The organism is Brevundimonas sp. Bb-A (assembly GCF_009394735.1).
Classification (GTDB): Bacteria; Pseudomonadota; Alphaproteobacteria; order Caulobacterales; family Caulobacteraceae; genus Brevundimonas; species Brevundimonas aurantiaca.
Genome location: NZ_CP045456.1, coordinates 1639539 through 1664308, shown reverse-complemented (window position 1 = coordinate 1664308; position 24770 = coordinate 1639539). Strand labels below are relative to the sequence as shown.

Below are 24770 nucleotides of genomic sequence, written 5' to 3'. Positions count from 1 at the left end.
ATTCAAGGCGCCATGCAGCGCCTGTCGATACAAATGACCGCCGCCCTGTGCGTCGCGGCCGTTGGAATGTCCGGCTGTGTCGGCGCCCATTACGATCCGGCGACCGGGCTTTACGCCCGCACCCTGGGGGGCGCGCCGGCGACACCGAACCCGACGCCCTACACTCAATCGCTAGAGTGCCTTGGACGGGTGGCGCGCGCCCAGAGCCTGCGCGGGCCGACCTTGGCCGTGGGGGCCATTTCGGACCTGACCGGCAAGAACGACTGGGACACTGGACGAAAAGTCAGCCAGGGCGCCGCGCTTTTCGCCATGACCGCCTTGGGCCGAGCCGGACTGCCGGTGGTCGAACGCTATGACCGCTCCGTGTCCGACATCGAGCTGGCCTACGCCCAGACGGGGGCTCTGTCCGGGGCCCTGATCGGCGAAACGACGCCTGCCGCGACGATCGCGCCCCGGACGCCGTCGGAACCGGACCCCGAGGTGGTCTCGACCGTCGTTCCGGCCGATGCGACGGCTCTTGCCCCCCGACCGGTCCTGGCCGGTCAGATCGCGGGTTCGCGCTACTATATCGTCGGCGGCGTCACCGAGCTGAACTACAACATCCGATCTTCGGGCGTCGACGCCGCCGGGGGCGAGGTGGACAGCCAGGGCGCCAAGGGCAGTTTCCGCAACAGCGCCTTTGTGATGAATATCGCCATCGACCTGCGCCTGGTGGATTCCGTCAGCCAACAGGTCGCGGCCGTCGCCTCCTATCAGAAGCAGTTGATCGGCCGAGAGATCAAGGCCGGCGTCTTCGACTTTCTGGACGGCAACGTCTTCGACATATCGGGGGGCGCCAGCCAGTTGGAGCCGATGCAGCTGGGGATCCGCACCCTGGTGGAACGCGGCGTATTCGACCTGGCCAGCCACCTCTATGGATTGGACCGGTCCGCCTGCCTGCCCGACGGACTGGAGAGCGAAGACGGGGTCACGCCTCTGCTTCCCCTGGGTCCGCATCACTTCCTCATGGCCGAAGACGCGGCGCCCCGGATCGCCCGTGCGGTAGAGCCTGAAATCGAGCGACGCCTTGAGGCGGCGACGCCCATTCCCCTCCCCGTCCAGACGGCGTCAAATCGATCGGTTCAAGCCCATCCGGGGCCGGTGATCGAGCCCGGCACCTGGCGCGTCCGGCGCTGAGGGCTGATCAGCCTTCCAGATCCAGCGAATAGCCGGCTGAGCGGACCGTGCGGATCGGATTGGCGCTGTCGTCGCCGATGGCCAGGGCCTTGCGCAGACGGCCCACGTGGACGTCCACTGTGCGCGCCTCGACATAGACGTCCGACCCCCACACGGCGTCCAGCAGCTGCTCGCGGCTGAAGACCCGGCCCGGATGCTGCATGAAGTGATCCAGCAGGCGGAACTCGGTCGGCCCCAGATGGACTTCCTGCCCAGACCGCTTCACCCGATGGGAGACGCGGTCGATGATGATGTCGCCGTGGTTCAGGCGGTCGTCGGCAAGACCCGGACGGATGCGGCGCAAGACGGCGCGGATGCGGGCGATCAGCTCGACCATCGAGAAGGGCTTGGTCAGATAGTCGTCGGCGCCGGTATCCAGCCCCCGCACCCTATCGCTTTCCTCGCCGCGAGCCGTCAGCATGATGATGGGCAGGTTGCGCGTCTCGGCCTTGCCCCGGATGCGACGGCAGACCTCGATGCCCGACAGCTTGGGCAGCATCCAGTCCAGCAGAACGAGATCGGGCTGGCGCTCGTCGATCTGGAGCATCCCCTCCTCGCCGTCGGCGGCGACGGTGACGTCGTAGCCTTCCTTTTCAAGGTTGTACTGAAGCAGGGTCGCCAGCGCGTCCTCGTCTTCCATCACAAGGATATAGGGCTGCACGTCGGGTCTCCGGTCTCGGGTCAGTGCGTCGAAAGGTTCGGCGTCGGATCGGAATCTTCGGCCGTGGGTTGGGCGCGCGGGCGTTCGCCCACGATGTCTTCGCCGGTGATTTCGTAGTGCACGGTCTCGGCGATATTGGTCGCGTGGTCGCCGATCCGCTCCAGGTTTTTGGCCATGAAGAGCAGATGGGTGCAGGCCCCGATCGTGCGCGGGTCGCCCATCATATAGGTGAGCAGTTCGCGGAACAGGGCGTTGTAATGCTCATCGACCTCGTCGTCGGTCTGCCAGACGGCGACGGCGCGATCCAGCTCTGAGGCCGTATAGGCGTCCAGCACGTCCCGCAGCCGGGTCGAGACCAGCCGCCCCATCCGCTCGATCGACCGGGTCAGGGGTTGCATGGGCTCGCCCTCGGCCAGGATCAGGGCGCGCTTGGCGATGTTCTTGGCCAGGTCGCCGGTGCGTTCCAGGTCGGTCGCGATCTTCATGGCGCCCAGGGTGCGGCGCAGGTCGCTGGCGACCGGCTGGCGCAGGGCGATCAGGCGAATGGCCTTCTTTTCGATGTCACGGTGCAGGGCGTCGAGCTTGAGGTCCCGCTCGACCACGGCGCGGGCCAGGGCGATGTCGCGCCGGGCGACAGAGTCGATCGCATCTGCGACCTGGGCCTCGGCGAGACCGCCCATGCGGGCGATCTCGGCCGTGATCTGATTCAGCTCGTCGCCGTAAGCCTTGACCGTGTGCTGGTTCATTAGCCGAAGCGTCCCGTGATGTAGTCCAGGGTGCGCCGCTCGCGCGGATTCTGGAAGATGTCTTCGGTGTCGCCGGTCTCGACCAAACGCCCCATGTGGAAGAAGGCCGTGCGTTGCGACACCCGGGCCGCCTGGGCCATGGAGTGGGTGACGATGACGATGCAGAACCGCTCGCGCAGTTCGTCGATCAGCTCTTCGATCCGGGCGGTGGCGATGGGATCAAGCGCCGAGCAGGGCTCGTCCATCAAGATCACTTCGGGGTTCACGGCGATGGCGCGGGCGATCACCAGACGCTGCTGCTGGCCGCCCGACAGGCCCATGGCCGAGGACTGAAGGCGATCGGCGACTTCATCCCAAAGGCCCGCGCGTTTCAGGGCGCTTTCGACCACGCCGTCCATCTCGGACTTCGCCGAGACCAGGCCGTGGATCTTGGGGCCGTAGGCGACGTTTTCGTAGATCGATTTGGGGAAGGGGTTCGGACGCTGGAATACCATGCCGACCCGCGCGCGCAGCAGGACCGGGTCGATGGAGCGGTCGTTGATGTCTTCGCCGTCCATGGCGATCCGCCCCGTGACCTTGGCCCCGGAGATGGTGTCGTTCATGCGGTTCATGGTGCGCAGGAAGGTCGACTTGCCGCAGCCCGAAGGACCGATCAGGGCCGTGACCGTCTTGTCCGGTATGTCCAGCGACACCTCAAAGAGGGCCTGTTTGCCCTCGTAGAAGACCGAAACGTCGCGCGCGGCGATCTTGATCGGGCCGGTGGGCGGCGTAGCCACGACCGTCTGATCCGCCTGGCGCGAAGATTCGGCGGCGGCCTCGATCCGGTCCGCGTCGCCAGCCGTTTCAGACGCTTCACTCACGGCCGCAGGCAGAACCTGACCGCCCATGCGCACGGCGTCGGTCGGATCGGCCGTCCCGGCGCCGGTCTGGTCTTCAGCAGAACGGAAGATGCGAGTTTTCATGCTCTTACCACCGGCGCTCGAAGCGCCGCCTCAAGATGATAGCCGCCGCGTTCATGATGATCATGAAGACGAGCAGAACGATGATCGCCGCAGCCGTGCGTTCGTGGAAGGCGCGTTCAGAGGCGTTTTCCCAAATGTAGATCAGCGACGGCAGGGCGCCGACCGGCTGGTCGATGGCGTGCGGTACGCCCGGCACGAAGCTGACCATGCCGATCAGCAGCAGGGGCGCGGTTTCGCCCAGGGCGTGGGCCATGGAGATGATGGCGCCGGTCATCACGCCCGGCATGGCCAGGGGCAGGACGTGGCTGAACACCGTCTGGGTGCGCGAGGCGCCCATGGCCAGGGCCGCCTCCCGGATCGAGGGCGGCACCGCCTTCAGCGAGGACCGGGTGGCGATGACCAGGGTCGGCAGGGCCATCAGAGCCAGGACCAGGCCGCCGACCAGGGGACTGGCGCGCGGCAGGTGCATCCAGTTGATGAACAGCGCCAGGCCCAACAGGCCGTAGACGATCGAGGGCACGGCTGCGAGGTTGTTGATATTGACCTCGATGATGTCGGTCAGCCTGTTCTTGGGCGCGAACTCCTCCAACCAGACCGCTGCGCCGACGCCCAGCGGAATGGCGATCAGGGCGGTGACCATCAGCATCAGGGCCGAACCCACCACCGCGCCCAGCACGCCCGCCAGTTCCGGCTGGGTCGAGTCGCCGTTGGTGAACAGGGCGGTGTTGAAGTGCGCCCCCACCACCCCCTCGGCCTGCATCCGCTCCAACCAGGCGATCTGCCGATCCGTCAGACGGCGCTGGTCTTCAGGGGTCGATTTCGAAATCTCGCCTTTCAGATACAGGTCCGCATCGTCCGATAGGGGCGCGGCCAGGGGCACGGTCTCGCCGATGACGTCCGGGCGTTTGGCGACTAGGTCGGCGGCGACGAACTTCAGCTCGGACGAGAACAGGCCGCGCATTTCGGCCGAGGCGCGACCGGCGGCGTCGTCCTGAACGCCCCAGCGCGCCAGCTGCTGCTCGGCGGCCAATTGCTCGAAGTTGGACCCTTGAGGATAGGCCCGATCCACGCGGGCCGGGTCCATATAGACCGGGACGGTCACCGTATGGGTGTAGAAGGCGGTGTGCCCCTGCTCCACGATCCGCACCAGAAGGATCGCCAGGAACAGGACGGCGGCGGCGATGGCCAGACGGCCATACCATTTGAACCGCGCCTCCTTGGCGTGGCGTCGTTTCAGCCCGGCGCGCAGTCGGTCCAGCCGCGTCCTGTCGGTCGCGCCGGCGAGGCGATCGGAGGTCGCGTCAGTCATACTGTTCCCGATAGGTCTGCACGATGCGGTGGGCGACGATGTTGAGCACCAGGGTCGCCATGAACAGGGTCAACCCCAGGCCGAAGGCCGACAGGGTCTTGGCGCTGTTGAACTCCTGGTCGCCGGTCAGCAGCGTGACGATCTGGACCGTGACGGTGGTCACCGTGTCCAGCGGATTGAAGGTCAGGTTGGCCGCAAGGCCCGCCGCCATGGTCACGATCATGGTCTCGCCGATCGCGCGCGACATGGCCAGCAGCAGGGCGCCGGCGATGCCCGGCAGGGCGGCCGGCAGAAGAACCCGCTTCACCGTCTCCGACTTGGTGGCGCCCATGGCGAAGGAGCCGTCGCGCAGGGTCTGGGGCACGGCGTTCAGAATGTCATCCGACAGGGAGGAGACGAAGGGGATCAGCATGATCCCCATCACAGCGCCGGCCGTCAGAGCCATCTGGTTCTGCACCAGGGCCAGATAATGACCGAGGCCGTCCAGCGGTCCGCCGATCAGAAACAGCCCGATTTCATTGAAGAAGACCCGCAGGAGCGGCCCCACGGTCAGGGCGGCGAAGAAGCCGTAGACCACCGTCGGCACCCCGGCCAGAATCTCCAGCAGCGGCTTGACCACCGCCCGCGTGCCGCGCCCGGCGTATTCCGACAGATAGATGGCCGACAGAAGTCCGATCGGCGCGGCCACGCACATGGCGATCGCCATGATCAGCAGGGTGCCCGCGAACAGGGGCACGGCGCCGAAGGCCCCGGTCGATCCCACCTGGTCGGCGCGGATGGCGATCTGGGGGCTCCACTGGGTTCCGAACAGGAAGTCGAAGATCGGGACCCGCTGGAAAAAGCGGAAGGAGTCGAAGGCCAGGGAGGCGATGATGCCGATCGTCGTCAGAACGGCGATGGCGGAACAGACGAACAGGGCGCCGTACACCCAGCCTTCCACCCGGTTGCGCGCGCGTGTCTGGGGACGGATTTGGGTCATGGCGAACAGACCGCCCAGGACGGCGGCCAGGACGGCGGCCAGTCCCCCGCCCCACTTCAAGGTGCGCTCGATACTGACCATGCGGCGCGCTTCGACCGGGAGCTGCTCGGCCAGGGGCCGTTCCCAGATCTGAAGGGCGGGCTCGCCGCGACCGAGGCGATGGGCGTCGGCGAAGAATGCGTCGCGACGGAACGGATCCAGGGCGGCCACCTCCGGCGGCGTGTCCACTGCGGTCAGCTGCCGCTCCAGGGGCGCCGAGAACAGACTCATCAGCACCAGAACCAGCAGGGCCGGCGCGGCGACCCAGATCAGGGCGTAGGCGCCATGCTGTCCGGGTCGCGAATGCGGCTTGGCCCCGACGGCGCGGCGGACGGCCAGGGCGCGACCGCCCAGATAGGCGGCGACGCTGAGCGCGACGAGGATCAGTAGGTAAATCCAGATCATTCCGGGTCCGAGGCGGTCAGGCGCGAATCGAAAGAAGGCCGGCGATCCGGCGGCTACGCGGCGCGACTACTGCCCGCGAATGGTCAGCGGAATAAGACGACTTGATGACAGTTCCATAACAGCGCAGGCGGCGCGGCGCGGCGATCAGGAGGCGGCGCGAACATCCCGCCGTTCGACCACCATGGGGAACCAGGCGGTAAATGCGGCGCCCAGACCCGGTGCGCTCTCCACCACCAGACCGCCCTCGTGGCGATTGACGATGTGTTTGACGATGGCCAGACCCAGTCCGGTGCCCTGGCGCTCGCCGCTCTTTTGACCTTCGACCCGATAGAATCGCTCGGTCAGTCGCGGCAGGTGCTCGCGCGCCATGCCCGGCCCGTGATCGCGCACGGTGACGGCGGCATAGAGGACGCCCGCAGCCCGGTCCGGCGTGACAAGCGGCAGCCGGGTCGCGCCCGGCATGCGGGACGACCAGGCCTCGTCGAACGACAGGTCCGAGCGCACCGAAATCTCCACCGTTCCCCCGGCAGGCGAATATTTGACGGCGTTGTCGAGCAGATTCTGGACGACCTGGAGGATTTCGTCGCGGTCGCCGTTTATGGAGGCGCGCGTCTCCCCGCGATCCAGGGCCACGACGATTTGTTTCGCCTGGGTCAGAATGCTGACGGCGTCGACCACGTCGGCCGCCGCGCGATCCAGATCGACCCGGCCTGACGGCGGAATATGTTCATTCAGCTCGATCCGGCTGAGCGACAGAAGGTCGGCGACCAGACGTCCCATGCGATCCGCCTGGGCCGACATGATGTCCAGGAATCGGTCGCGCGCTGCGGCGTCGTCGCGCGCGTGACCTTTCAGGGTTTCAATGAAGCCGCTGAGCGAGGCGAGCGGCGTGCGCAGTTCGTGGCTGGCGTTGGCCAGGAAGTCGACGCGCATCATCTCGGTGCGGCGCGCGGCGGTCTCATCGCGCAGGACGACCAGGGCCAGGGGATCGCGCCCCTCCCCCGCCTCGGTGGACAAGGGCCGCGTCCAGGCGCGCCAGCGCCGGTCCCGCTGCCCGCCGGTGGTGTAGTCTGTCGTGCGCGAGACGTCGCCGAAGAGGGCTTCGTCCACGGCTTCCAGCACCCCCGGCTCACGGATCACCTGGACCAGCAGCGCGCCCTGACGATGAATCCGCAACAGGTCGCGCGCGGCCTTGTTCGCCATCACGATGCGCCGACCGGCGATGTCGTCCGGTTCGCCGCCGCTGACGATCAGAACAGGATCGTCCAGGCTTTCGAACACCCGGTCCAGCAGGTCGGCGGTGACGGGATCGGTCGGCCCGTCCGCCGGCGCGCCCTCCGGCGTCGGCGTCGGCGCCGGCGCCGGCGACTGGGCGTTCAGCAGCCAGGCCGATCCGGCCACCACCACCGCCCCGCCGACCAGCCATCCGGCGATCTGAGGATGGACGAAGGCGAGACCCAGCAGAACCCCCACCGCGATCGCGATGCTGATGCCGACCGTCCAGAGTCGAGACGTCGAGGTCGGCGCCACCGGCGAAGGCGAGGAATCATAGGACATGGGCGGCGCGAGACTCGCTCGAACGGTTGGGTAAATCCCATCCTTGCACGGATTTTGTGACGCCGCGCCGACAGGACCGGCGATTTCTCCAAGCCTGACCGCACGGTTTGTTTAGGAGTTTTAGGCAGGCTGTCGCCAAAGGGGGAACTTCCTTGGTTCGGACGATGGACGCGGTCCTGTACGGTCACGACTGGCGGCTCAGCCTGCTCGCCGTCGCCTTCTGCTTTGCGGGAATGGCGTCGACCCTGCAGTTGATCGAGCTGACACGCCGGCGGGACGTCAAGACGCGCTGGCGGCTCGCCGTCGCCGCCGGCATCGTCGCCTCGCTCACGACCTGGGTGGCCCATGTCCTGGCCATGAAGGCGCTGGCCGCCCGCCTGGGCGGGACCTATGACGTCGGCCTGGCCCTGGGGTCCAGCATACTGGCTATGGCGATGATCGGCTTGGCCGTCGTCGTGGCCCTGGCGCGAGGACGGCTGTGGCGGACGTTTGCGGGGCTGATCGCCTTGTCCGGCGTGGCGGCCATGCACTATCTGGGCATGGTGGGTTTCCAGGCGTCCGGTCGGATGGAGTGGCGGTCCGATCTGGTGGTTCTGTCTATCGTCGGCGGCATGGCCATCGCGGGCGCAACCGCCTTCCTGCATCGTCGGGGCAGCCTTCCTCGCCTGTTGTTGAGCGCCGGCGGGGCGGTCGCCGCCATCATGTTCCTCCATGTCATGGGTACGGCGGCGCTGAGCGTGACGCCCGATCCGGCGGCGGGACGGCAGGCCGCCTTGTCTCCAGAGGCGATGCGCCCCCTGATCATCCTCGTCTTTCTGGCCGTCGGCGGAACGGGCGGGGTGATCGGGGTCATGGCCTATATGACGCGGGCGGGAGCCCTGGCGCGCATCCGCGAGGCGGTCGAAGCCATGCCGGACGGCCTGGCCTTCTTCGACGCCGACGATCGACTGGTGCTGTGGAACGCCCGCTATGCCCAGGTGAACCCGGAACTGGGGCCGCTTCTAAAGGTCGGGACCCCCTTCCTGGACCTGATTCGGATCGGCATGGACGAAGGGCGGTATGACGACGCCATCGGGCGCGAGGACGAGTGGATCGCCGAGCGGCTGAGGGCGCGCCGCGCCGCATCCTCCTTCATTGAGCAGCAGGTGGCTGGCGACCGCTGGCTGCGGATCCAGGACCGCCGGACGGCGGAGGGTGGGACCGTCACCGTCTGCAACGACATCACCGACCTGAAGCACGACGCCCGCGCCCTGGGCGAGGCGCGCGACGCGGCCGAGGCGGCCAATGTGGCCAAGAGCCTGTTCCTGGCCAATATGAGCCACGAGATTCGCACCCCGCTGAACGGCGTCATCGGCCTGTCCCAGGCTCTAGCCAAGACGGAACTGACGGCCGAGCAGCGCGAAATCCTGGATCTGATGCAAGCCTCCGGCCAGACGCTTCGGACCCTGCTGAGCGACATTCTGGATCTGGCGCGGGTCGAATCGGGCAGGCTGGAATTGACTGAGGACGCCTTCGAACTGGCTGGCGCGGTGCGCGAGGCGGCCCAGCTCTATGCCGAGAACGCCCGCGAGAAGCACCTCGGCTTCCATGTGGACATCGATGTCGAAGACGGGCTTTGGGTCAGGGGCGACGTCGTGCGCCTGAAGCAGATCCTGACCAATCTGATCTCCAACGCCGTCAAATTCACCAGCCAGGGCTTTGTCGGCCTGACCGTCCAGCGTGGAGCGGACCATGCGCGTGGGCCGACCCTGCGCTTCACCGTCGAAGACACCGGCATCGGTTTCGACTCAGCGACGAGAGAGCGTCTGTTCCGACGCTTCGAACAGGCCGACGGCGGCATTACGCGCAAGTTCGGCGGCTCCGGCCTGGGGCTGTCGATCTGCCGCCAGTTGGCGGAGATGATGGGCGGCGACCTGGATTGCGAAAGCGAGCCCGGGGGCGGCTCGGCCTTCATACTGACCCTGCCCCTGTCGGTCTGCGACGCTCCGGCCCAGAGCGAACCCCAGGCCGACCCTGAAACGCCGGCTCGCCTGCGCCGTCCCGTGCGGGTGCTGGTCGCCGACGACCATCCCACCAACCGTCGGGTGATCGAGCTGATTCTAGCCCAGACCTCGGTCGAGCTGTGCATGGTCGAAAACGGCGCAGAGGCCGTTGACGCCTTCCGTCTTCGCAGCTTTGACTTGGTGCTGATGGACATGCAGATGCCGGTGATGGACGGCCTGACCGCCACCCGGGAGATTCGACTGCATGAAAGCGCGACCGGGTCGGCGCGAACCCCGATCGTCATGTTGACGGCCAACGCCATGCCTGAACATGTGGCGGCGGGTCGCTCGGCCGGAGCGGACCACCATCTGGCCAAGCCGTTCAACGCCGCCGAACTGCTGGCGATCGTCATCGACCCCGCCGCCCTGCCGAAGATCGACGCTCAGGCGGCGTGATTCCGCTGAGCGGTCCCCGATCCGGTCTCAGGCGGTTGCACATCCGTCATGATGCGTGTAATAGCCCGCGCTCTTGAATTCGAGGGTTCATGACCCCCGCCGCGCGGGCCCAGGGTTGGCGCGGTGTTTCCGTTGTTGTTGAGGCGAGCCAGATGGCCGAGATCATTCTGAACGTGGACGTCCGCGAAGGCGTCGGCACCGGTGGCGCCCGCGCCGCCCGTCGCGCCGGTTTCGTGCCGGGCGTCCTGTACGGCGGCGACAAGGCCCCCGTCGCCCTTTCGGTGAACGAGAAGGACTTCCGCAAGTCGCTCTACACCGGCAAGCTGCTGGGCCATCTGGTGACGCTGAAGTACGGCGAAGAAACCCAGCCGGTCATCGCCAAGGACGTACAGTTCGACCCGGTGTCGGACCGTCCCCTGCACTTCGACCTGATGCGCGTCGACGAGCACGCCCCGGTCAAGATCGAAGTGCCCGTGCACTTCAAGAACGCTGACGAAGCGCCGTTCGCCCGTCAGGGCGGTTCGCTGGAAGTCGTCCGTCACGCCGTTGAAATCCTGGTCAAGGCCGACAGCATTCCGGAAGAACTGGTGGTCGATCTGGCCAAGGCGCAGATGGGCGACACCATCCGCATCTCGGACATCGCCCTGCCCAAGGGCGCGCAGCCCACCATCACCGACCGCGACTTCGTGATCGCCACCATCAAGGTCTCGTCCGCCGCCCTGTCGGCCGCCGCCGACGAAGCCGCCGAGGCCGAGACGACCGAAGGCTGAGCCTTCGTCGCATCGACCGGATCAGGCCCCGCCCGGCTCGCCGCGGCGGGGCTTTTCTTTGCGCGACGCAAACGGCATGAGGAGCGCCATGATCATCATCGCCGGCCTGGGCAATCCGGGCGCCAAATACGAGAAAAACCGCCACAACATCGGCTTCATGGCCGCCGACGAGATCGCGCGGCGCTGGCGCTTCGGCCCCGAGCGGGCCAAGTTCCAGTCGATCGTCAGCGAAGGCCAGGTCGATACGGCGAACGGGCCGGTCAAGGTTCTGCTGATGAAGCCCCAGACCTATATGAACGAGAGCGGCCGGGCCGTCGGCGAGGCCGCGCGCTTCTACAAGATCAAGCCCAGCGAGATCATCGTCTTCCACGATGAGATCGACCTTGCCCCCGGCCGCTTCCGTATGAAGACCGGCGGCGGAGCGGCGGGCCAGAACGGAATCCGCTCGCTGATCAGCCACCTGGGACCGGACTTCCGTCGCGCGCGCATGGGCATAGGCCATCCCGGCGAGAAGGAAATGGTCATGCCCCACGTCCTGGGCGACTTCCACAAGGCGGAGCAGCCCTGGCTGGACGCCCTGCTCGAGGCCTGCGCTGACGCTTTGCCCTTCGCCGTCGCCGGCGACGACGAACGCTATCAGGGCGAGGTCATGCGCCTGGCCCCGGCGCCCAAGTTCAGCCCCCGACAGGCGGCGCGCGGCGAACTGTAGCCTGTACGCCCTTGGCGAAACGCCGTAGAGGCGAGGCGTGAACCGTTCCGAGGCCGATCATTGGTCGACATCGAAGTCGCTCGCCTTCCTGGCGGCGGTCTTCGCCATCGTGCTCGGAAGTCTGCTGCCGTTCGGCGCCTTGGCGGCGGCCCAGCCGGGCCAGCCTCTGGTCATCTGTTCCGCAGAAGGGCCGCAGACCATCCAGTCCGGCGGCATGGACGGCCCGGTCAACAAACATCTGGGAGCCAAGTGCGCGGCCTGCGTCGTGCCCTTGGCCGCCGCCCTGCCCGTCCCGCCCGCGCCCGAACCCGCGCCGGTCCTCCGCACGGTCGAGACCGTCGTCTATACGCCCGCCCGTGTCAGCCCACCGCCGCCGGCCCGCGCGCCGCCGCGTCCGCCGTCCACCGCCCCACCCCACGCCTGAACCAGACCCGAAGCCCGCGCCGGCCCCACGCTCGCGCGCCCTTTCCCGTTCTGACTTCAGGATCATCATGTCTCTCAAGACCACTGCGGCGCCCTGCGCCCTGCTGCTCGCCGCCCTGTCCACGACCGGATGGGCCAGCCCCGCCCTGGCGCAACAGGCGTCAGAGCCCGCCGTCCTCGACACCGTCATCGTCACCGCCCGCCGCAACGCCGACGACCCCGCCGTCGTCGCCGAGGCGCGGGAGCGTCTGGCCCGCACGCCGGGCGCGGTCGCCGTCGTCTCGGCCGAATCCTACGCCGACCGCTATGCGCCCAACCTCGCCGACGTGCTGCGCGACGCGCCGGGCGTCTATGCCCAGAAGAAGTGGGGCGGCGACATCCGGCTTTCGATCCGGGGCTCCGGCATCGGCAACTCCAGCCACAACCGCGGCACCCTGCTGGCCCAGGACGGGGTCCCGTTCAACGAGGCCGACGGCTTCGGCGACTTCCAGCTGATCGACCCGCTGATCGCCCGCTATACCGAGGTGTACAAGGGCGGCAACGCCCTGCGCTTCGGCGGCGCCTTGCTGGGCGGAGCGGTCAATCTAGTCGCCCCGACCGGGCGCACGGCCGCATCGAACCTGAACCTGCGGCTGGACGGCGGTTCCTATGGCACGGTGCGCGCCCATGCCGAGGTGGCGGGCGTTCGCGGCGACTGGGACGGCTTCGCCGCCGTCACGGGCCAGAGCGTGGACGGCTGGCGTCAACAGAGCGAGGGCAAGTCCCTGCACCTGTCCGCCAACATCGGCCGCAGCTTCGGCCAGGACCGGGAGGTTCGTCTGCTGGTCTCGGGGGGCGACATCCATCAGGAAATCCCCGGCAGCGTCAGCCTGTCGGGCGCCCTGACCGACCCAACAGCGGCCAACCCAGGCAACATCACCCTGAATTATCAGCGCAATATGCAATCAGTCCGCACGACGGTGCAGACGCGCTGGCGGCTGGATCCGTCCACCGTGTTCGAGGGCGCGATCTATGGAACCTGGAAGGATCTGGACCACCCCATCTTCCAGGTGATCGATCAGGAAAGCCGCAACTACGGCGCCTTCGGACGGTTCGACTGGCAGGGACAGGTCTTCGGCCTGCGCGCCGACGCCTTCTACGGCGCCTGGTATCGTCAGGGCGATCTGGACGCCAAACAATGGGGCAATCTGGCGGGACAGCAGAACGGCCTGCGCGCCCGCAGCTTCCAGAACGGCAAGGGGCTGGACGTCTTCGGCGAGGGGCGGCTGTTCGTCACCGACCGCCTGGCCCTGGTCGCCGGGGGAACCTGGGGCCGCGCCGAGCGGGACTATCAGAGCTATGTGGTCCCCGGCGTCTCCGGCACGATCGACCTGACCGTCGACAAGAGCTTCGACTGGTTCGCCCCCCGCGCCGGCCTTTTGTGGGAAAGCGAGCAGGGCGATCAGGTCTTCGCCAATGTCACCCGCTCGGTCGAGCCGCCCAACTTCTCGGCCCTGTCGCCGACCGCCGCCGGTTATCAGCCCCTGGTCCCGCAGGAGGCCGTGACCTGGGAGATCGGCACGCGCGGTCGCCGAGGGCCGGTGACCTGGGACGTCACCGCCTATCGCGCCGACCTGGACCACGAACTGCTGAACTATGTGTCGAACCCGACGCTCGGCACCACCGTCACTTTCAACGCCGAAGAGACCGTTCACCAGGGCATTGAGGCCGGGCTGGATTGGCGGATCGCGCCGCAGTGGCGCCTGCGCCAGACTTATGCCTTCTCGGACTTCTTCTTCGACGGAGACAGCACATATGGCGACGGCCATCTGCCGGTCGTGCCGCCGCACCTTTACCGGGCCGAGTTGAGGTATGACCACACCGCAGGCTGGTTCGTGGCGCCCAGCGTGGAATGGTCAATGGCGGATTCTTGGGTCGACTACGCCAATACGCCGTCTCTGAAGTCGCCCGGCTATACGGTGGCGAACCTGAACATGGGCTGGGATGTGCGGGATGGACTGACTGTCTTCGCAGACGTGCGCAATCTGTTCGACGAAACCTATGTCTCCAACTTCAGCGCCGTCACCGACGCCAGCCTCGCCAGCGTCTCGAAGGCCGTCTTCTTCCCCGGCGAAGGCCACTCGGCCTATGTCGGCGTCAGGATGAGCTACTGATGGCCGGGAAGGCCACAACCCAGGCGCCGGACGATCTGTCCGGCGCCTACCGCGCCGTCTGGCGTTGGCATTTCTACGCCGGCGTCTTCGTCATGCCCGTGCTGATGCTGCTGGCCCTGACGGGTGGGCTTTATCTGTTCAAGGACGAGATCGACGGAGCCCTTTATCGGGACATGATCCGCGTGCCGGCGGCCCAAACCCAGACCGCGCCGGAAACCTGGCTGACGTCGGCGGCCCAGGCGGCCGACGGCGGTCGGGTCGCCAATCTGGTCCTGCCCGTCCAGGCGGACCAGGCCGTTCGCCTGCGCGTGGATCGACCCGACGGGGTGCAGAAGACGGTCTTCGTCGATCCCCACACCGGCCGCGTCACCGGCGTCATTCCCGCCGGCGGCTTTATGGAGTTGGTCAAGAAGACCCACAGCCTGACCCTGCTGGGGCGGCCGTTCAACATCCTGGTCGAGATCGTGGCGGGCTGGACCATCATCCTGTTCGCCACGGGCCTCTATCTGTGGTGGCCGCGTGGACGGGCTGTCGCGACCGTCTCGCTCCGAACGACCGACGCCCGACGCCGCCCCTTCTGGCGCGACCTGCACGCCCTGACGGGCTTTTACGTCGGCGGTGTGGTGCTGTTCCTGGCGGTCACCGGCATGCCCTGGTCGGCCTTCTGGGGCGACACGGTGATGGACGCCGTCAAGTCCAGCGGTCTGGGCCGCCCGCCCGCGCCTGTCGCGGGAGCCTGGCAGCGCGCCGAACACCATGACCAGCCCATCGGCGCCGGTTGGGCCATGGACGGAATGGTCATGACCCACGACCACGCGGGCCACGGCGCACTGGACCGGGTGCTGAAGGCCGCCGACGACGCCGGTCTGGCCCGGCCCTACGCCGTCAACATCCCCGCCGCCGGCGGCACGGCCTATACGATCACCACACAGGCCCGCCGGGTTCAGGACAGCCGGTCCCTGTACATCGACGCCGCCTCGGGGCGTCTGCTGGCCGACCTCGGCTACGACCGGTTCGGCGTCGGCGCCAAAACCGTCGAATGGGGCGTCTATACCCACCAGGGCACACAGTACGGCCAGCTGAACCGGATCATCATGCTGCTGGGCTGTATCGGCGTCTGGCTGCTGGCGATCAGCGGTCTGGTCATGTGGTGGAAGCGCCGCCCGCCGAACCTGTCGCGCCTGCGACTGGGCGGCCCGCCCGCCCCGCCCGGACCGCGCATCCGCGCCGCCGTCCTGGGCATCGTCCTGCCCCTCGCCCTCCTCTATCCCCTGACGGGCCTGAGCCTGGTCTTCGCCGTATTGCTCGATCGAGCCGTGCGGCCGATGATCCGGCGCCGTCCCGCCGTTTCCTGAAAGAACCGACGCCATGAAGACCCATCTGTCCCTCGCCGTCGCCGCCCTTGCACTGACGGCCTGCAACCCGCCTGCGGACAAGCCGGCCCCTGCCGCTGAGGCGACGGCCGCCGCCGTGACCGCCGCCGACGCCTGGTGTCGGCCTTCGCCGAACGGGGCCAAGGCCGGGGGCTGCTACGTCACCCTGACAGCCGCGACCGACGACCGGCTGACCGGCGGCTTCACCCCGCGCGCGGCCGAGCTTCAGGTCCATGAGATGAAGACCGAGAACGGCATGATGAAGATGGCCCAACTGACCGAGGGCCTGCCGTTGGCGGCCGGTCAGGCGGTCGAGCTGGCGCCCGGCGCCAATCATCTGATGCTGATCGGCCTGACCGCCCCCCTGGTCGCAGGCGAGACCGTGCCCATCACCCTGACGTTCGCCTCGGCGCCCGAGGTGACGGTTCAGGCGGCGGTGCGCCAACCGACCATGGCGGGGATGGATCACGCCGCCCACTGAGGCCTTTTGAAGCGCGAGCCTGACAAACCGGTTCGAACCGGCTAAAGGCTCGCGCCTCACGAGGAATCCCATGGCCCTGAAAGTCGCGATCGTCGGCCTGCCCAATGTCGGCAAGTCCACCCTGTTCAACGCCCTGACCAAGACGGCGGCGGCCCAGGCGGCCAACTATCCGTTCTGCACCATCGAGCCGAACACCGGCGACGTGGCCGTGCCAGAGCCGCGCCTGAACGCCCTGGCCGAGATCGCAGGCTCCAAGGAGATCATTCCCGCCCGCATCACCTTCGTGGACGTCGCGGGCCTGGTGCGCGGCGCCTCCAAGGGCGAAGGCCTGGGCAACCAGTTCCTGGCCAATATCCGCGACTGCGACGCCGTGGCCTTCGTCGCCCGCTGCTTCGTCGACGACGACATCACCCACGTCGAAAACCGCATCGATCCGATCGCCGATCTGGACATCATCGAGACGGAGCTGATGCTGGCCGATATGGAAAGCCTGGAGCGCCGCCGGCCCCAGCTGGAGAAGCGGGCCAAGACCGGCGACAAGGATTCGGCGCTGACGCTGAAACTGGTCGATTTGGCCCTGGCCCAGCTGAACGCCGGCAAGCCCGCCCGCACCGCCGAGGTGTCCAAGGAGGACATGAAGGCCTGGCACATGCTGCAGCTGCTGACCGCCCTGCCCGCCCTCTATGTCGCCAATGTCGAAGAGGGTTCGGCCGACCAGGGCAATGAGCTGTCGGCCAAGGTCGCCGCCCGCGCCGCCCAGGACAACGCCAACTCGGTCGTCATCTCGGCCCAGATCGAATCCGAGATCGCCGTGCTGGACGACGCCGAGCAGAAAGAGTTCCTGGAGACCCTGGGTCTGGAGGAACCCGGCCTGAACCGGCTGATCCGCGAGGCCTACAAGCTGCTGGGCCTGCAGACCTATTTCACGGTCGGTCCCAAAGAGGCCCGCGCCTGGACCATCAATGTCGGCGACACCGCGCCCCAGGCGGCGGGCGTCATCCACACCGACTTCGAAAAAGGCTTCATCCGCGCCGAGACCATCGCCTTCGAAGACTTCGTCGCCCTGCGCGGCGAGGCCAAGGCGCGCGAAGCCGGCAAGCTGCGCGCGGAAGGCAAGTCCTACGTCGTCAAGGACGGCGACGTGATGAACTTCCTGTTCAACTGAGGCGTCAGATCAGGGGGACTGCCGCGCTGCGGCCTGGTCCTGGTCCTTGTCGGGCTTCAGCATCTTCTCCAGCGGATTGGCGGGGTCGGGCGCCCGTGGCGAGCCGGGGCAGCGCAGCAGCTTCACCGTGGTCATATCCCGGTCAATATAGGTCAGGTTCATGACGTCGCCGGCCGCCGCCATGTGGACGCGCTCGGTCGCGACCCGCCCCTCCGCCGTGCAGTTCAACGTCGCCACATAGCCGTGGGGCGTCTCGTCGATATGGGCGATGTCGCAACGGTTCTCATACCCCTCGAACCGCTGAGGGGTGATGGTCAGGGGCCGTCGGTCGCCCTGCGGGCGGGCGCACCAGGCGAGGTCGCCGGCCCAGACCCCGACGAAGCTGCGCGGCCCCCGCGACGCCAGGGACGAGGGGCCGGGCGGTTCAACCGCCTGCATGGCTTCGGCGGTCCTGAGCGGCGCGGCGGGCTGGTCGGGAGGATTGACGTCATTCTCGCCGCAAGCGCCCAGCAGGGAACCCAGGGCGAGCAGCGGAAACAAGGCGAGTCTCATGACACCGCAACGTCGAGACCCAACGCCGGTTCAAACCCGCGCGACAAATGCGGTTGATTCTGATAATCGTTCGCATTAATGAAGCCGCCTTCATCAGCCGGGGCTATTATGCGCAATCACCTTCTCCTCTGCACCGTCGCCGTCACCGCGGCCGCCACCGCCCTTTCCACCGCCTCCGCGCGGGCCGAAACGCCCGTGGTCGCAGCGACCCAGGTTGATCCGATCGTCGTGATCGGCACGCGGTCGGAGCGGCAGGCGTCGCGGACGCCCGGCACGATCAGCGTCATCACTGACGCCGAGATCGAAGCCATGCTGGCGACCGACATCAAGGATCTGATCCGGTATGAGCCAGGGGTCAGCGTGCCCACCTCCCCCGCCCGCTTCAGCCTGGCCCTGTCCGGCGCGGGCCGCGACGGCGATTCGGGCTTCACCATCCGGGGCATGGGCGGCGACCGGGTGCTGATCATCAATGACGGTGTGCGTCTGCCTGCGGGTTTCAGCTTCGGGGCCCAGGCGGTGGGGCGCGGCGGCTATAATGACCTGGACCTGACCAAGTCGGTGGAGATCCTGCGCGGCCCGGCGTCGGCCCTTTACGGCTCGGACGGCGTGGCGGGTGCGGTGGCGTTCAAGACCAAGGATCCGGTCGATTTTCTGACCGCCGGCCAGGCCTTCGGCGCACGGGCGCGAGTCGGCTACGGCTCGGCCGACGAGGGCTGGACCGAGGGACTGGCCTTCGCCGGCCGATCGGGCGCCTTGTCAGGGCTGATCGCCTACACCCGCCGCGACCATCAGGAGACGGAGAATAAGGGCCAAACCGGCGGGGTCGGCGCCGCCCGCACCGAGCCCAACCCCCAGGACTTCGCCTCCAACGCCTATCTGGGCAAGCTGGTGTGGCAGGCCGCGCCGAACCATGTGCTGCGTCTGACCTACGACCATCTGGATTCCGACATGACCGGCGACGCCCTGAGCAGCCGGTCCGCGACCGTCCTGTCCGTCACCGCCCATGACGAGACCCGTCGCGACCGCATAAGCGGTGATTGGCGCTTCAATGATTTCGCCGGCCTGAGCGACGGCTCGATCGGCCTTTACTGGCAGGACGCCGAGACGCGGCAGTACACCTTTGAGGATCGCACGCCGGCCGTGGACCGGGCGCGGGACGTCACCTTCGACAACAGGGTCTATGGCCTGGCCGCCCAAGGGGCGCGGGTGTTCGGCGAGACGAGCGCGGTCCGGCACCGCGTCACCTTCGGCGGCGACTGGTCCAAGACGACCCAGGAGGGTCTGCGCGACGGGATCACGCCGCCGGTCGGCGAGACCTTCCCTGTCCGCGCCTTCCCGACGACCGATTTCCAGTTGGCCGGCCTGTTCGTCCAGGACGAGATCGAGGCGCTTGGGGGCGCCCTCAGCATCATCCCCGCCGTGCGCTACGACTGGTACGACCTGTCGCCCAAGGTGGACGCCGAGTTCCCCGCCGCAGCCTCGGGACAGAGCGACGACCATATCTCGCCCAAGCTGGGCGTCGTCTATTGGACCGGCGCGCATCTGGGCGTCTTCGCCAGCTACGGCCTGGGCTTCCGTGCGCCGTCGCCGATGCAGGTGAACAACTATTTCGAGAACCCGGTCTTCGGCTATCGCTCGATCCCCAATCCGAACCTGTCGCCGGAAACCAGCGAAAGCTTCGAGGCCGGCTTCCGACTGCGCGGCATCGACGTGGCCGGGGGCGTGATGCGTCTGAACACCACGGCCTTCGCCACACATTATGACGACTTCATCGACCAGGTGGCGGTCAGCGGCACGGGCGTACCGGGCGTTGATCCTCTTGTCTATCAATACGTCAACCTGACCGAGGTGGACATTCGCGGCTTGGAAGCCCGTGCGGACCTCTATTGGGACAACGGCTTCAGCCTGATCGGGTCGGCCGCCTATGCCGAAGGAGAGCAGACGACCGACGGCCGCCGCACCGAACTCAGCAGCATCGATCCGGTCAAGGTGGTGGCCGGCGTTCACTACGCGGCGCCTTCTGGCGTTTGGGGCGGATCGGCCACCGTTACCTGGTCCGGCAATAAGGATAGGGCCACATACAATCTGTCTTGCGGCGCGGCCTGCTATCTGGGCGACAGCTTCACCCTGCTAGACCTGACCGCCTATTGGAACGTGACCGAACGCGCCACCCTGCGCGCGGGCGCCTTCAACGTCTTTGACGAGACCTACGGCTGGTGGAGCGACGTGCGGGGCCTGTCCGCCGCATCGACCGTCAAGGACGCCTACACCCAGCCTGGCCGCAACTTCGGCCTTTCCCTGACCTTGCGCCTGTAACCGCCATGACCGCACGTACTTCAAGGACACGCCCCATGCGCGCCATTCTGATCGCCGCCGCCCTGTTAGCCGTCGCCCCCGCCTCCCAGGCGCTGGCGACCGCCGCTCAGCCGCCCGTCGCCGCGGCGACCGACGCCTTCGAGCGGGACCGCCAGGCCATTCTGGCCCAGGCGGGCCAATACCGCGTCCATTTCGACATGCGCGAGAACGTCAGCTTCCGCGCCGACTATGATCCGCTGGAGGAGAAGCTGTCCGGCGGCAGCGAGATCGTGCGTGTCGTCTACGACAAGGGCGACCGGATCAGCCTGCAGCACATATTGGTGATGGAGCACGACGGTCAGACCATGGTGATCAAACACTGGCGCCAGGACTGGACCTATCAGCCGCAGACGGTCCTGACCTACGCCGGGCCGAACCGGTGGGTGCTGACCCCCGTCCCGGAAGCCCAGCGCCAGGGCGCTTGGTCTCAGACCGTGTGGCAGACTGACGATTCACCTCGTTACGGCGGAGTCGGCCGCTGGACCTATGACAATGGGCTGACGGCCTGGACGTCCGACCCGACCTGGCGGCCGCTGGCGCGGCGGGACGCGGTGCGGCATCCGATCTACGACCGCTATCTGGGGACCAATCGGCACATCCTGACACCCGCCGGCTGGGTGCATATTCAAGACAACATGAAGATGGCCGGCCAGCCGGACGGTGCGCCGATCGCCGTGGTCCAGGAAGATGTGATCAACACCTACGACCGGAACGACAGCTATTCCCCCAAGCCGGGGGACGACTATTGGGCCAAGACCCAAGGCTTCTGGGCCGCCGTGCGCGACGCCTGGGATGCAGCCATCGTCGCCGGAAACGGAGTCCATCTGCAGCAGGAGGCCGAGACCGGCGCGGTCACTGGAGCGCCGCTGATGGATCTGGCCCAGTCGCTGGCCGACGGCGAAGTCGCTGAGGCCGAGGCCGTCGCCCGGGCTCGCGAGTTGATTGCCCAGGCCACATCAAGCCAGCCCGCCGCCGCCCGTTGAGGTCCGGAGCGGCCGCCGCCGACGGCCTCAGCGCCGTTCGGCGGCCGAGGCGTCGCGGATGGCGTTGAACTCGGCTGTCGGCTTCCAGGCCGGCCAAGTGGTGCTGTCGGCCACCGTCAGACCCAGCCGGTACAATAGATCCAGGTTCTGAAGTGCGGCGGTAAAGTCGTAGTCCGCCCGCCATTCGTCCGTCAGCTTGTGATAGTAGCGAGCCATCTGGGCCTCGTAATAGGGTTTGCCCGCTTCGATTCCGCCCTCCACGAAATCACGGCCGCTCCACGGCATCAGAGCCGGCACCCCGCCTGCGGCGAAGTTGAAGTGGTCGGAACGGTAGTAGAAGCCCTCTTCCGGATAACCGTCGCCAGTGACGGTGCGCCCCTGGACGGCGGCGAACCGTCCCAGAATATCCTCCAGCTCCGACTTGCCGACGCCGAAGACCGCCACGTCGCGCGTCGCCGGGGTGAAGGGCAGCATGTCGATATTGATGTCGGCCGCCGTCTTGGCCAGCGGATAGACCGGGTCGGCGGCATAGGCTTCAGAGCCCAGCAGCCCCTGTTCCTCGGCCGTGACGTGCAGGAAGACCACGGTGCGTTCCGGCGCCGGGCCGTTCTTGAAGGCGCGGGCCATTTCGATCAGGCCGGCCGTGCCTGAGGCGTTGTCCCAGGCGCCGTTGAAGACGTCGTCCCCCGCCTCGTTCTTCTCCCGCGCCTTGCCGACGTGGTCCCAGTGGGCGGAGTAGAAGACATATTCATCGGGCCGGGTCGTGCCGGTGATCTTGGCCAGCAGATTGTTGGAGTGGATGACCTCGGTCTTTTCGGCGATGTCCACGCTGAGCCGGGCGCCCAGATCGACGCCGCCGTCCAGGCCGGCCGTCTTGGCACGCGCCAAGGCCTGGGCCAGGACGTCGCCGCCGATGGCCGCCCCGGTCGCCATATTGATCGAACCGGTGAAACGGGCGTCGTGCGCGCCCTTGACCGTCATCGCGGGGCGGGTCGCGCCGCCGACGGCGCGGCGCCAACGGCCCTCGACGTCCTGTAGGCTGATGACGCCGACGGCCCCGCGCTTCAGCGCCTCCTGGGTCTTGTGTTCGCCCGAGCCGTAGAAGTTGGGGTCGGCGCCCATGGACTCTGGTTGACCGCGCAGAATGACCACGACCTTCCCGGTGAGGTCTGTCGAGCCATAGTCGTCCCAGCCCCGCTCGGGCGCCACAATGCCGTAGCCGGCGAAGACCAGGGGGGCGTCGGAGACCTTGACCACCGGATCGGCCGGGCCGGCCCGCAGGGTGATGTCCGCGCCCGACGTCAGATCATGGCTGACGCCGTCGGCTCCGGTCCAGGTCGCGACGGGGGGCCGTTCGGGCGTGAACCGCACCAGATCGACCGGCTGGAGCCAGGAGCCGTCGCGCCCGCCCGGCTCCAGACCCATGGCCTCATACTGGGCCTGCAGATACTCCAGCGTCAGCCGCTCGCCGACCAGGCCGGGGAACCGTCCCTCCAGCCGATCGTCGGCCAGATATTTGATGTGGTCGGACAAGCGCTGGGCGCTGAACTGTGGGGTGGCGGCCGAGGCCACGGCGAAGGCGTCGGTCGCGGCCGAAGGCGGGACGACAGGCGCGTCCGGCGCCGTGGCGCAGGCGGCCAGGAGCAGGGCCGCAGCGGCGATGATGGAAGAACGACGCAGGATCATGAAGGTTCTCGAATGAGGAAAGACGGGAGGAGCAGCGGACTTAGCGGCGTTCGGCAGCGGAGACGGCGCGGACGGGACCGAATTCGGAGCCCGACTTCCACTCGGGCCAGTCGCGACCGTTCGCCAGGGCGCGGCCAACGTCATAGAAGACCGTCAGATCTTCGATCATTCCGCTGTAGTCCCAGTCCGGCGACCATTCATCGGCGGCCTGGTGATAGCGTTTGGCGCCGTAGTCGCTGCGCGCCGCCTGGCGCTCGGCGATCGGTTCGTCGCGGAAGTCGCCCCGACTGCCGGCATAGGCCATGGGCACGCCGCGCTTGGCCAGGGGGAAGTGGTCGGACCGGTAGTAGGTGCCGGCGGCGTTCTCGTAATCCGGCATCAGGGTGCGGCCCTGGGGCTGGATCGCGGCGGCCAAGCGCTCGTCGAAGTCGGACTGGCCGTAGCCGGTCACGCCCAGGCCGGTGACACGGCCATAGACGTTCATCGAATCCATGTTGAAGCCGCCCACCGTCCTGGCCAGGGGATAGACGGGATTGGAAGCGTAGTATTCAGCGCCCAGAAGGCCGCTCTCCTCGGCGGTGAAGCTGATCATGACGATTGAGCGTTCGGTCCGAGGAGCCCGACCGTACATCCGCGCCAGCTCCAACAGGCCCGCCGTGCCCGAGGCGTTGTCCACGGCGCCGTTGAAGATGCGGTCGCCCGTCTCGTCCGGCTCGCCCATGCCGATGTGGTCCCAGTGGGCGGTGTAGAGGACCGTCTCGTCCGGATGGGTGGTTCCCGGCAGGCGGGCGATGACGTTATGGGTGGTGACCTGACTGGTCGCCACATCGAACTCGGTCGAGAAGCCGGCGCCGGTCAGGGGCACGGGCTGGAAGTCGCGGCGGCGAGCCTGGGCCTTCAGCGTCTCGAAATCCAGACCGGCGCGGCGGAACAGATCGACGGCGACGTCGCGCTGAATCCAGCCCTCGACCGGAACCCGCTCAGCCGCCGCATTCTGGCGCAGGATGTCGAACTGGGACACGCCCCAGGAGTTGGCGACCGTCTGCCAGCCATAGGACGCCGGCGCCGTCTCATGGACGATCAGCACCCCGGCCGCGCCCTGACGCGCCGCCTCCTCGTATTTGTAGGTCCAGCGGCCATAGTAGGTCATGGCCTTGCCGCCGAAGGTGTTCAGGGCCGGTTCTTCGAAATCGGCGTCATTGACCAGGACGACCAGCACCTTCCCCCGAAGATCCTGGCCCTTGAAGTCGTCCCAGTTCCGCTCGGGCGCGGTGATCCCATAGCCGACGAAGACCAGGGGGGCGTCCTTCAGGCTGACGTGCTCGGCTGGGCGGCGGGTGGAGAGAGCGACCTCGCGCCCCTGGGTCATCGGCAGGGTCCAGTCGCCCAGCTTCAGCGCCGCCTGGACGTTGGACTGGGTGAAGCGGTTCAGGATCACGTCCTGGGTCCATTGACCGTTCGGACCGCCCGGCTGGAAGCCGGCGGCGGCGTATTGGCGACTCAGATAGTCGATCACCTTCTGCTCGGCCGGGGTGGCGATGCCGCGCCCCTCGAAACTGTCATCGGACAGGACACGGATGTCCTCGGCGATACGTGCGGCGTCGAAGGCCGCGACCGGCCCTGAGCCCTCGAGAGCCGCCGGCGCAGCGCAGGCGGAGAGCGCGGCGCCGGCCATCAGCACGGCGACGAAGGAAGAAGGGATACGCATGAACAGAGGGCCCCACAGCCGCAGAAGAAGGCCGAACCCTAGGCGGGGAAAGCCATCATGTCGATTCCGTGTCAGCGGCCAGGATGTCGCAAAACAATGCC

General features: G+C 67.6%; 20 protein-coding genes. 11 read left to right on the top strand and 9 right to left on the bottom strand.

The features are described from left to right. The first annotated feature begins 12 nt into the window (after positions 1-12). Positions 13-1176 (top strand): CsgG/HfaB family protein, encoded by a 1164-nt coding sequence (locus BSP_RS08155; protein ID WP_156314185.1) that lies wholly within the window; start codon positions 13-15, stop codon positions 1174-1176. A 7-nt stretch (positions 1177-1183) separates the two neighbouring features. Here the strand turns inward: BSP_RS08155 and phoB are convergent, their stop codons facing one another. The 6 genes from phoB to BSP_RS08125 form a co-directional block, all read right to left on the bottom strand. Continuing rightward, positions 1184-1876, bottom strand: coding sequence for a phosphate regulon transcriptional regulator PhoB (phoB, locus tag BSP_RS08150; RefSeq protein WP_152949895.1), 693 nt, complete (start codon positions 1874-1876; stop codon positions 1184-1186). 20 nt (positions 1877-1896) lie between these two features. Continuing rightward, on the bottom strand, positions 1897-2622 hold the full coding sequence (gene phoU, locus BSP_RS08145) for a phosphate signaling complex protein PhoU (protein WP_054765402.1): 726 nt from the start codon (positions 2620-2622) through the stop codon (positions 1897-1899). After that, complete coding sequence (gene pstB / locus BSP_RS08140) at positions 2622-3584, bottom strand: phosphate ABC transporter ATP-binding protein PstB (protein ID WP_054765401.1); 963 nt, start codon at positions 3582-3584, stop codon at positions 2622-2624. Before pstB ends, phoU begins: the two co-directional genes overlap by 1 nt. 4 nt (positions 3585-3588) lie before the next feature. Continuing rightward, positions 3589-4893, bottom strand: a complete 1305-nt coding sequence (gene pstA, locus BSP_RS08135; RefSeq protein WP_054765400.1) for a phosphate ABC transporter permease PstA — start codon at positions 4891-4893, stop codon at positions 3589-3591. After that, positions 4886-6316, bottom strand: a complete 1431-nt coding sequence (pstC, locus tag BSP_RS08130; protein WP_054765399.1) for a phosphate ABC transporter permease subunit PstC — start codon at positions 6314-6316, stop codon at positions 4886-4888. Before pstC ends, pstA begins: the two co-directional genes overlap by 8 nt. 144 nt (positions 6317-6460) lie before the next feature. Beyond that, positions 6461-7873 (bottom strand): cell wall metabolism sensor histidine kinase WalK, encoded by a 1413-nt coding sequence (locus tag BSP_RS08125; protein WP_054765398.1) that lies wholly within the window; start codon positions 7871-7873, stop codon positions 6461-6463. Positions 7874-8025: 152 nt separating this feature from the next. Between BSP_RS08125 and BSP_RS08120 the strand changes: the two genes are divergently transcribed. The 8 genes from BSP_RS08120 (at position 8026) to ychF (ending at position 17385) form a co-directional block, all read left to right on the top strand. Continuing rightward, entirely contained in the window at positions 8026-10311 is a 2286-nt protein-coding gene (locus BSP_RS08120) for an ATP-binding protein (protein WP_227975894.1), read from the top strand. A gap of 152 nt (positions 10312-10463) precedes the next feature. Further along, positions 10464-11081, top strand: coding sequence for a 50S ribosomal protein L25/general stress protein Ctc (locus BSP_RS08115; protein ID WP_054765396.1), 618 nt, complete (start codon positions 10464-10466; stop codon positions 11079-11081). A gap of 88 nt (positions 11082-11169) precedes the next feature. After that, a complete protein-coding gene (pth, locus tag BSP_RS08110; protein WP_054765395.1) occupies positions 11170-11790 on the top strand; it encodes an aminoacyl-tRNA hydrolase in 621 nt (206 codons plus the stop codon). 37 nt (positions 11791-11827) lie between these two features. Further along, entirely contained in the window at positions 11828-12214 is a 387-nt protein-coding gene (locus BSP_RS08105) for a DUF2946 family protein (RefSeq protein ID WP_054765394.1), read from the top strand. Between the two features lie 67 nt (positions 12215-12281). After that, positions 12282-14366, top strand: coding sequence for a TonB-dependent receptor domain-containing protein (locus tag BSP_RS08100; RefSeq protein ID WP_152949894.1), 2085 nt, complete (start codon positions 12282-12284; stop codon positions 14364-14366). Beyond that, positions 14366-15721, top strand: a complete 1356-nt coding sequence (locus tag BSP_RS08095) for a PepSY domain-containing protein (protein WP_152949893.1) — start codon at positions 14366-14368, stop codon at positions 15719-15721. Before BSP_RS08100 ends, BSP_RS08095 begins: the two co-directional genes overlap by 1 nt. Positions 15722-15734: 13 nt before the next feature. Continuing rightward, positions 15735-16220, top strand: a complete 486-nt coding sequence (locus BSP_RS08090; protein WP_152949892.1) for a copper chaperone PCu(A)C — start codon at positions 15735-15737, stop codon at positions 16218-16220. Positions 16221-16290: 70 nt separating this feature from the next. After that, entirely contained in the window at positions 16291-17385 is a 1095-nt protein-coding gene (ychF, locus tag BSP_RS08085) for a redox-regulated ATPase YchF (protein WP_152949891.1), read from the top strand. Positions 17386-17394: 9 nt separating this feature from the next. Here the strand turns inward: ychF and BSP_RS08080 are convergent, their stop codons facing one another. After that, on the bottom strand, positions 17395-17925 hold the full coding sequence (locus tag BSP_RS08080) for a hypothetical protein (RefSeq protein ID WP_194166950.1): 531 nt from the start codon (positions 17923-17925) through the stop codon (positions 17395-17397). Positions 17926-18045: 120 nt separating this feature from the next. On the opposite strand from BSP_RS08080, the gene BSP_RS08075 reads away from it, so the two are divergent. Together BSP_RS08075 and BSP_RS08070 are read left to right on the top strand one after the other, a co-directional pair. Beyond that, positions 18046-20253, top strand: a complete 2208-nt coding sequence (locus BSP_RS08075) for a TonB-dependent hemoglobin/transferrin/lactoferrin family receptor (RefSeq protein ID WP_152949889.1) — start codon at positions 18046-18048, stop codon at positions 20251-20253. Between the two features lie 35 nt (positions 20254-20288). After that, complete coding sequence (locus BSP_RS08070) at positions 20289-21275, top strand: DUF6607 family protein (protein WP_054765387.1); 987 nt, start codon at positions 20289-20291, stop codon at positions 21273-21275. Between the two features lie 27 nt (positions 21276-21302). Here the strand turns inward: BSP_RS08070 and BSP_RS08065 are convergent, their stop codons facing one another. Together BSP_RS08065 and BSP_RS08060 are read right to left on the bottom strand one after the other, a co-directional pair. Beyond that, positions 21303-22961 carry a M28 family peptidase gene (locus tag BSP_RS08065; RefSeq protein ID WP_152949888.1) on the bottom strand — a complete coding sequence of 553 codons (1659 nt, stop codon included), beginning with the start codon at positions 22959-22961 and terminating at the stop codon, positions 21303-21305. A gap of 40 nt (positions 22962-23001) precedes the next feature. Continuing rightward, complete coding sequence (locus BSP_RS08060) at positions 23002-24669, bottom strand: M28 family metallopeptidase (protein ID WP_152949887.1); 1668 nt, start codon at positions 24667-24669, stop codon at positions 23002-23004. Positions 24670-24770 lie beyond the last annotated feature (101 nt).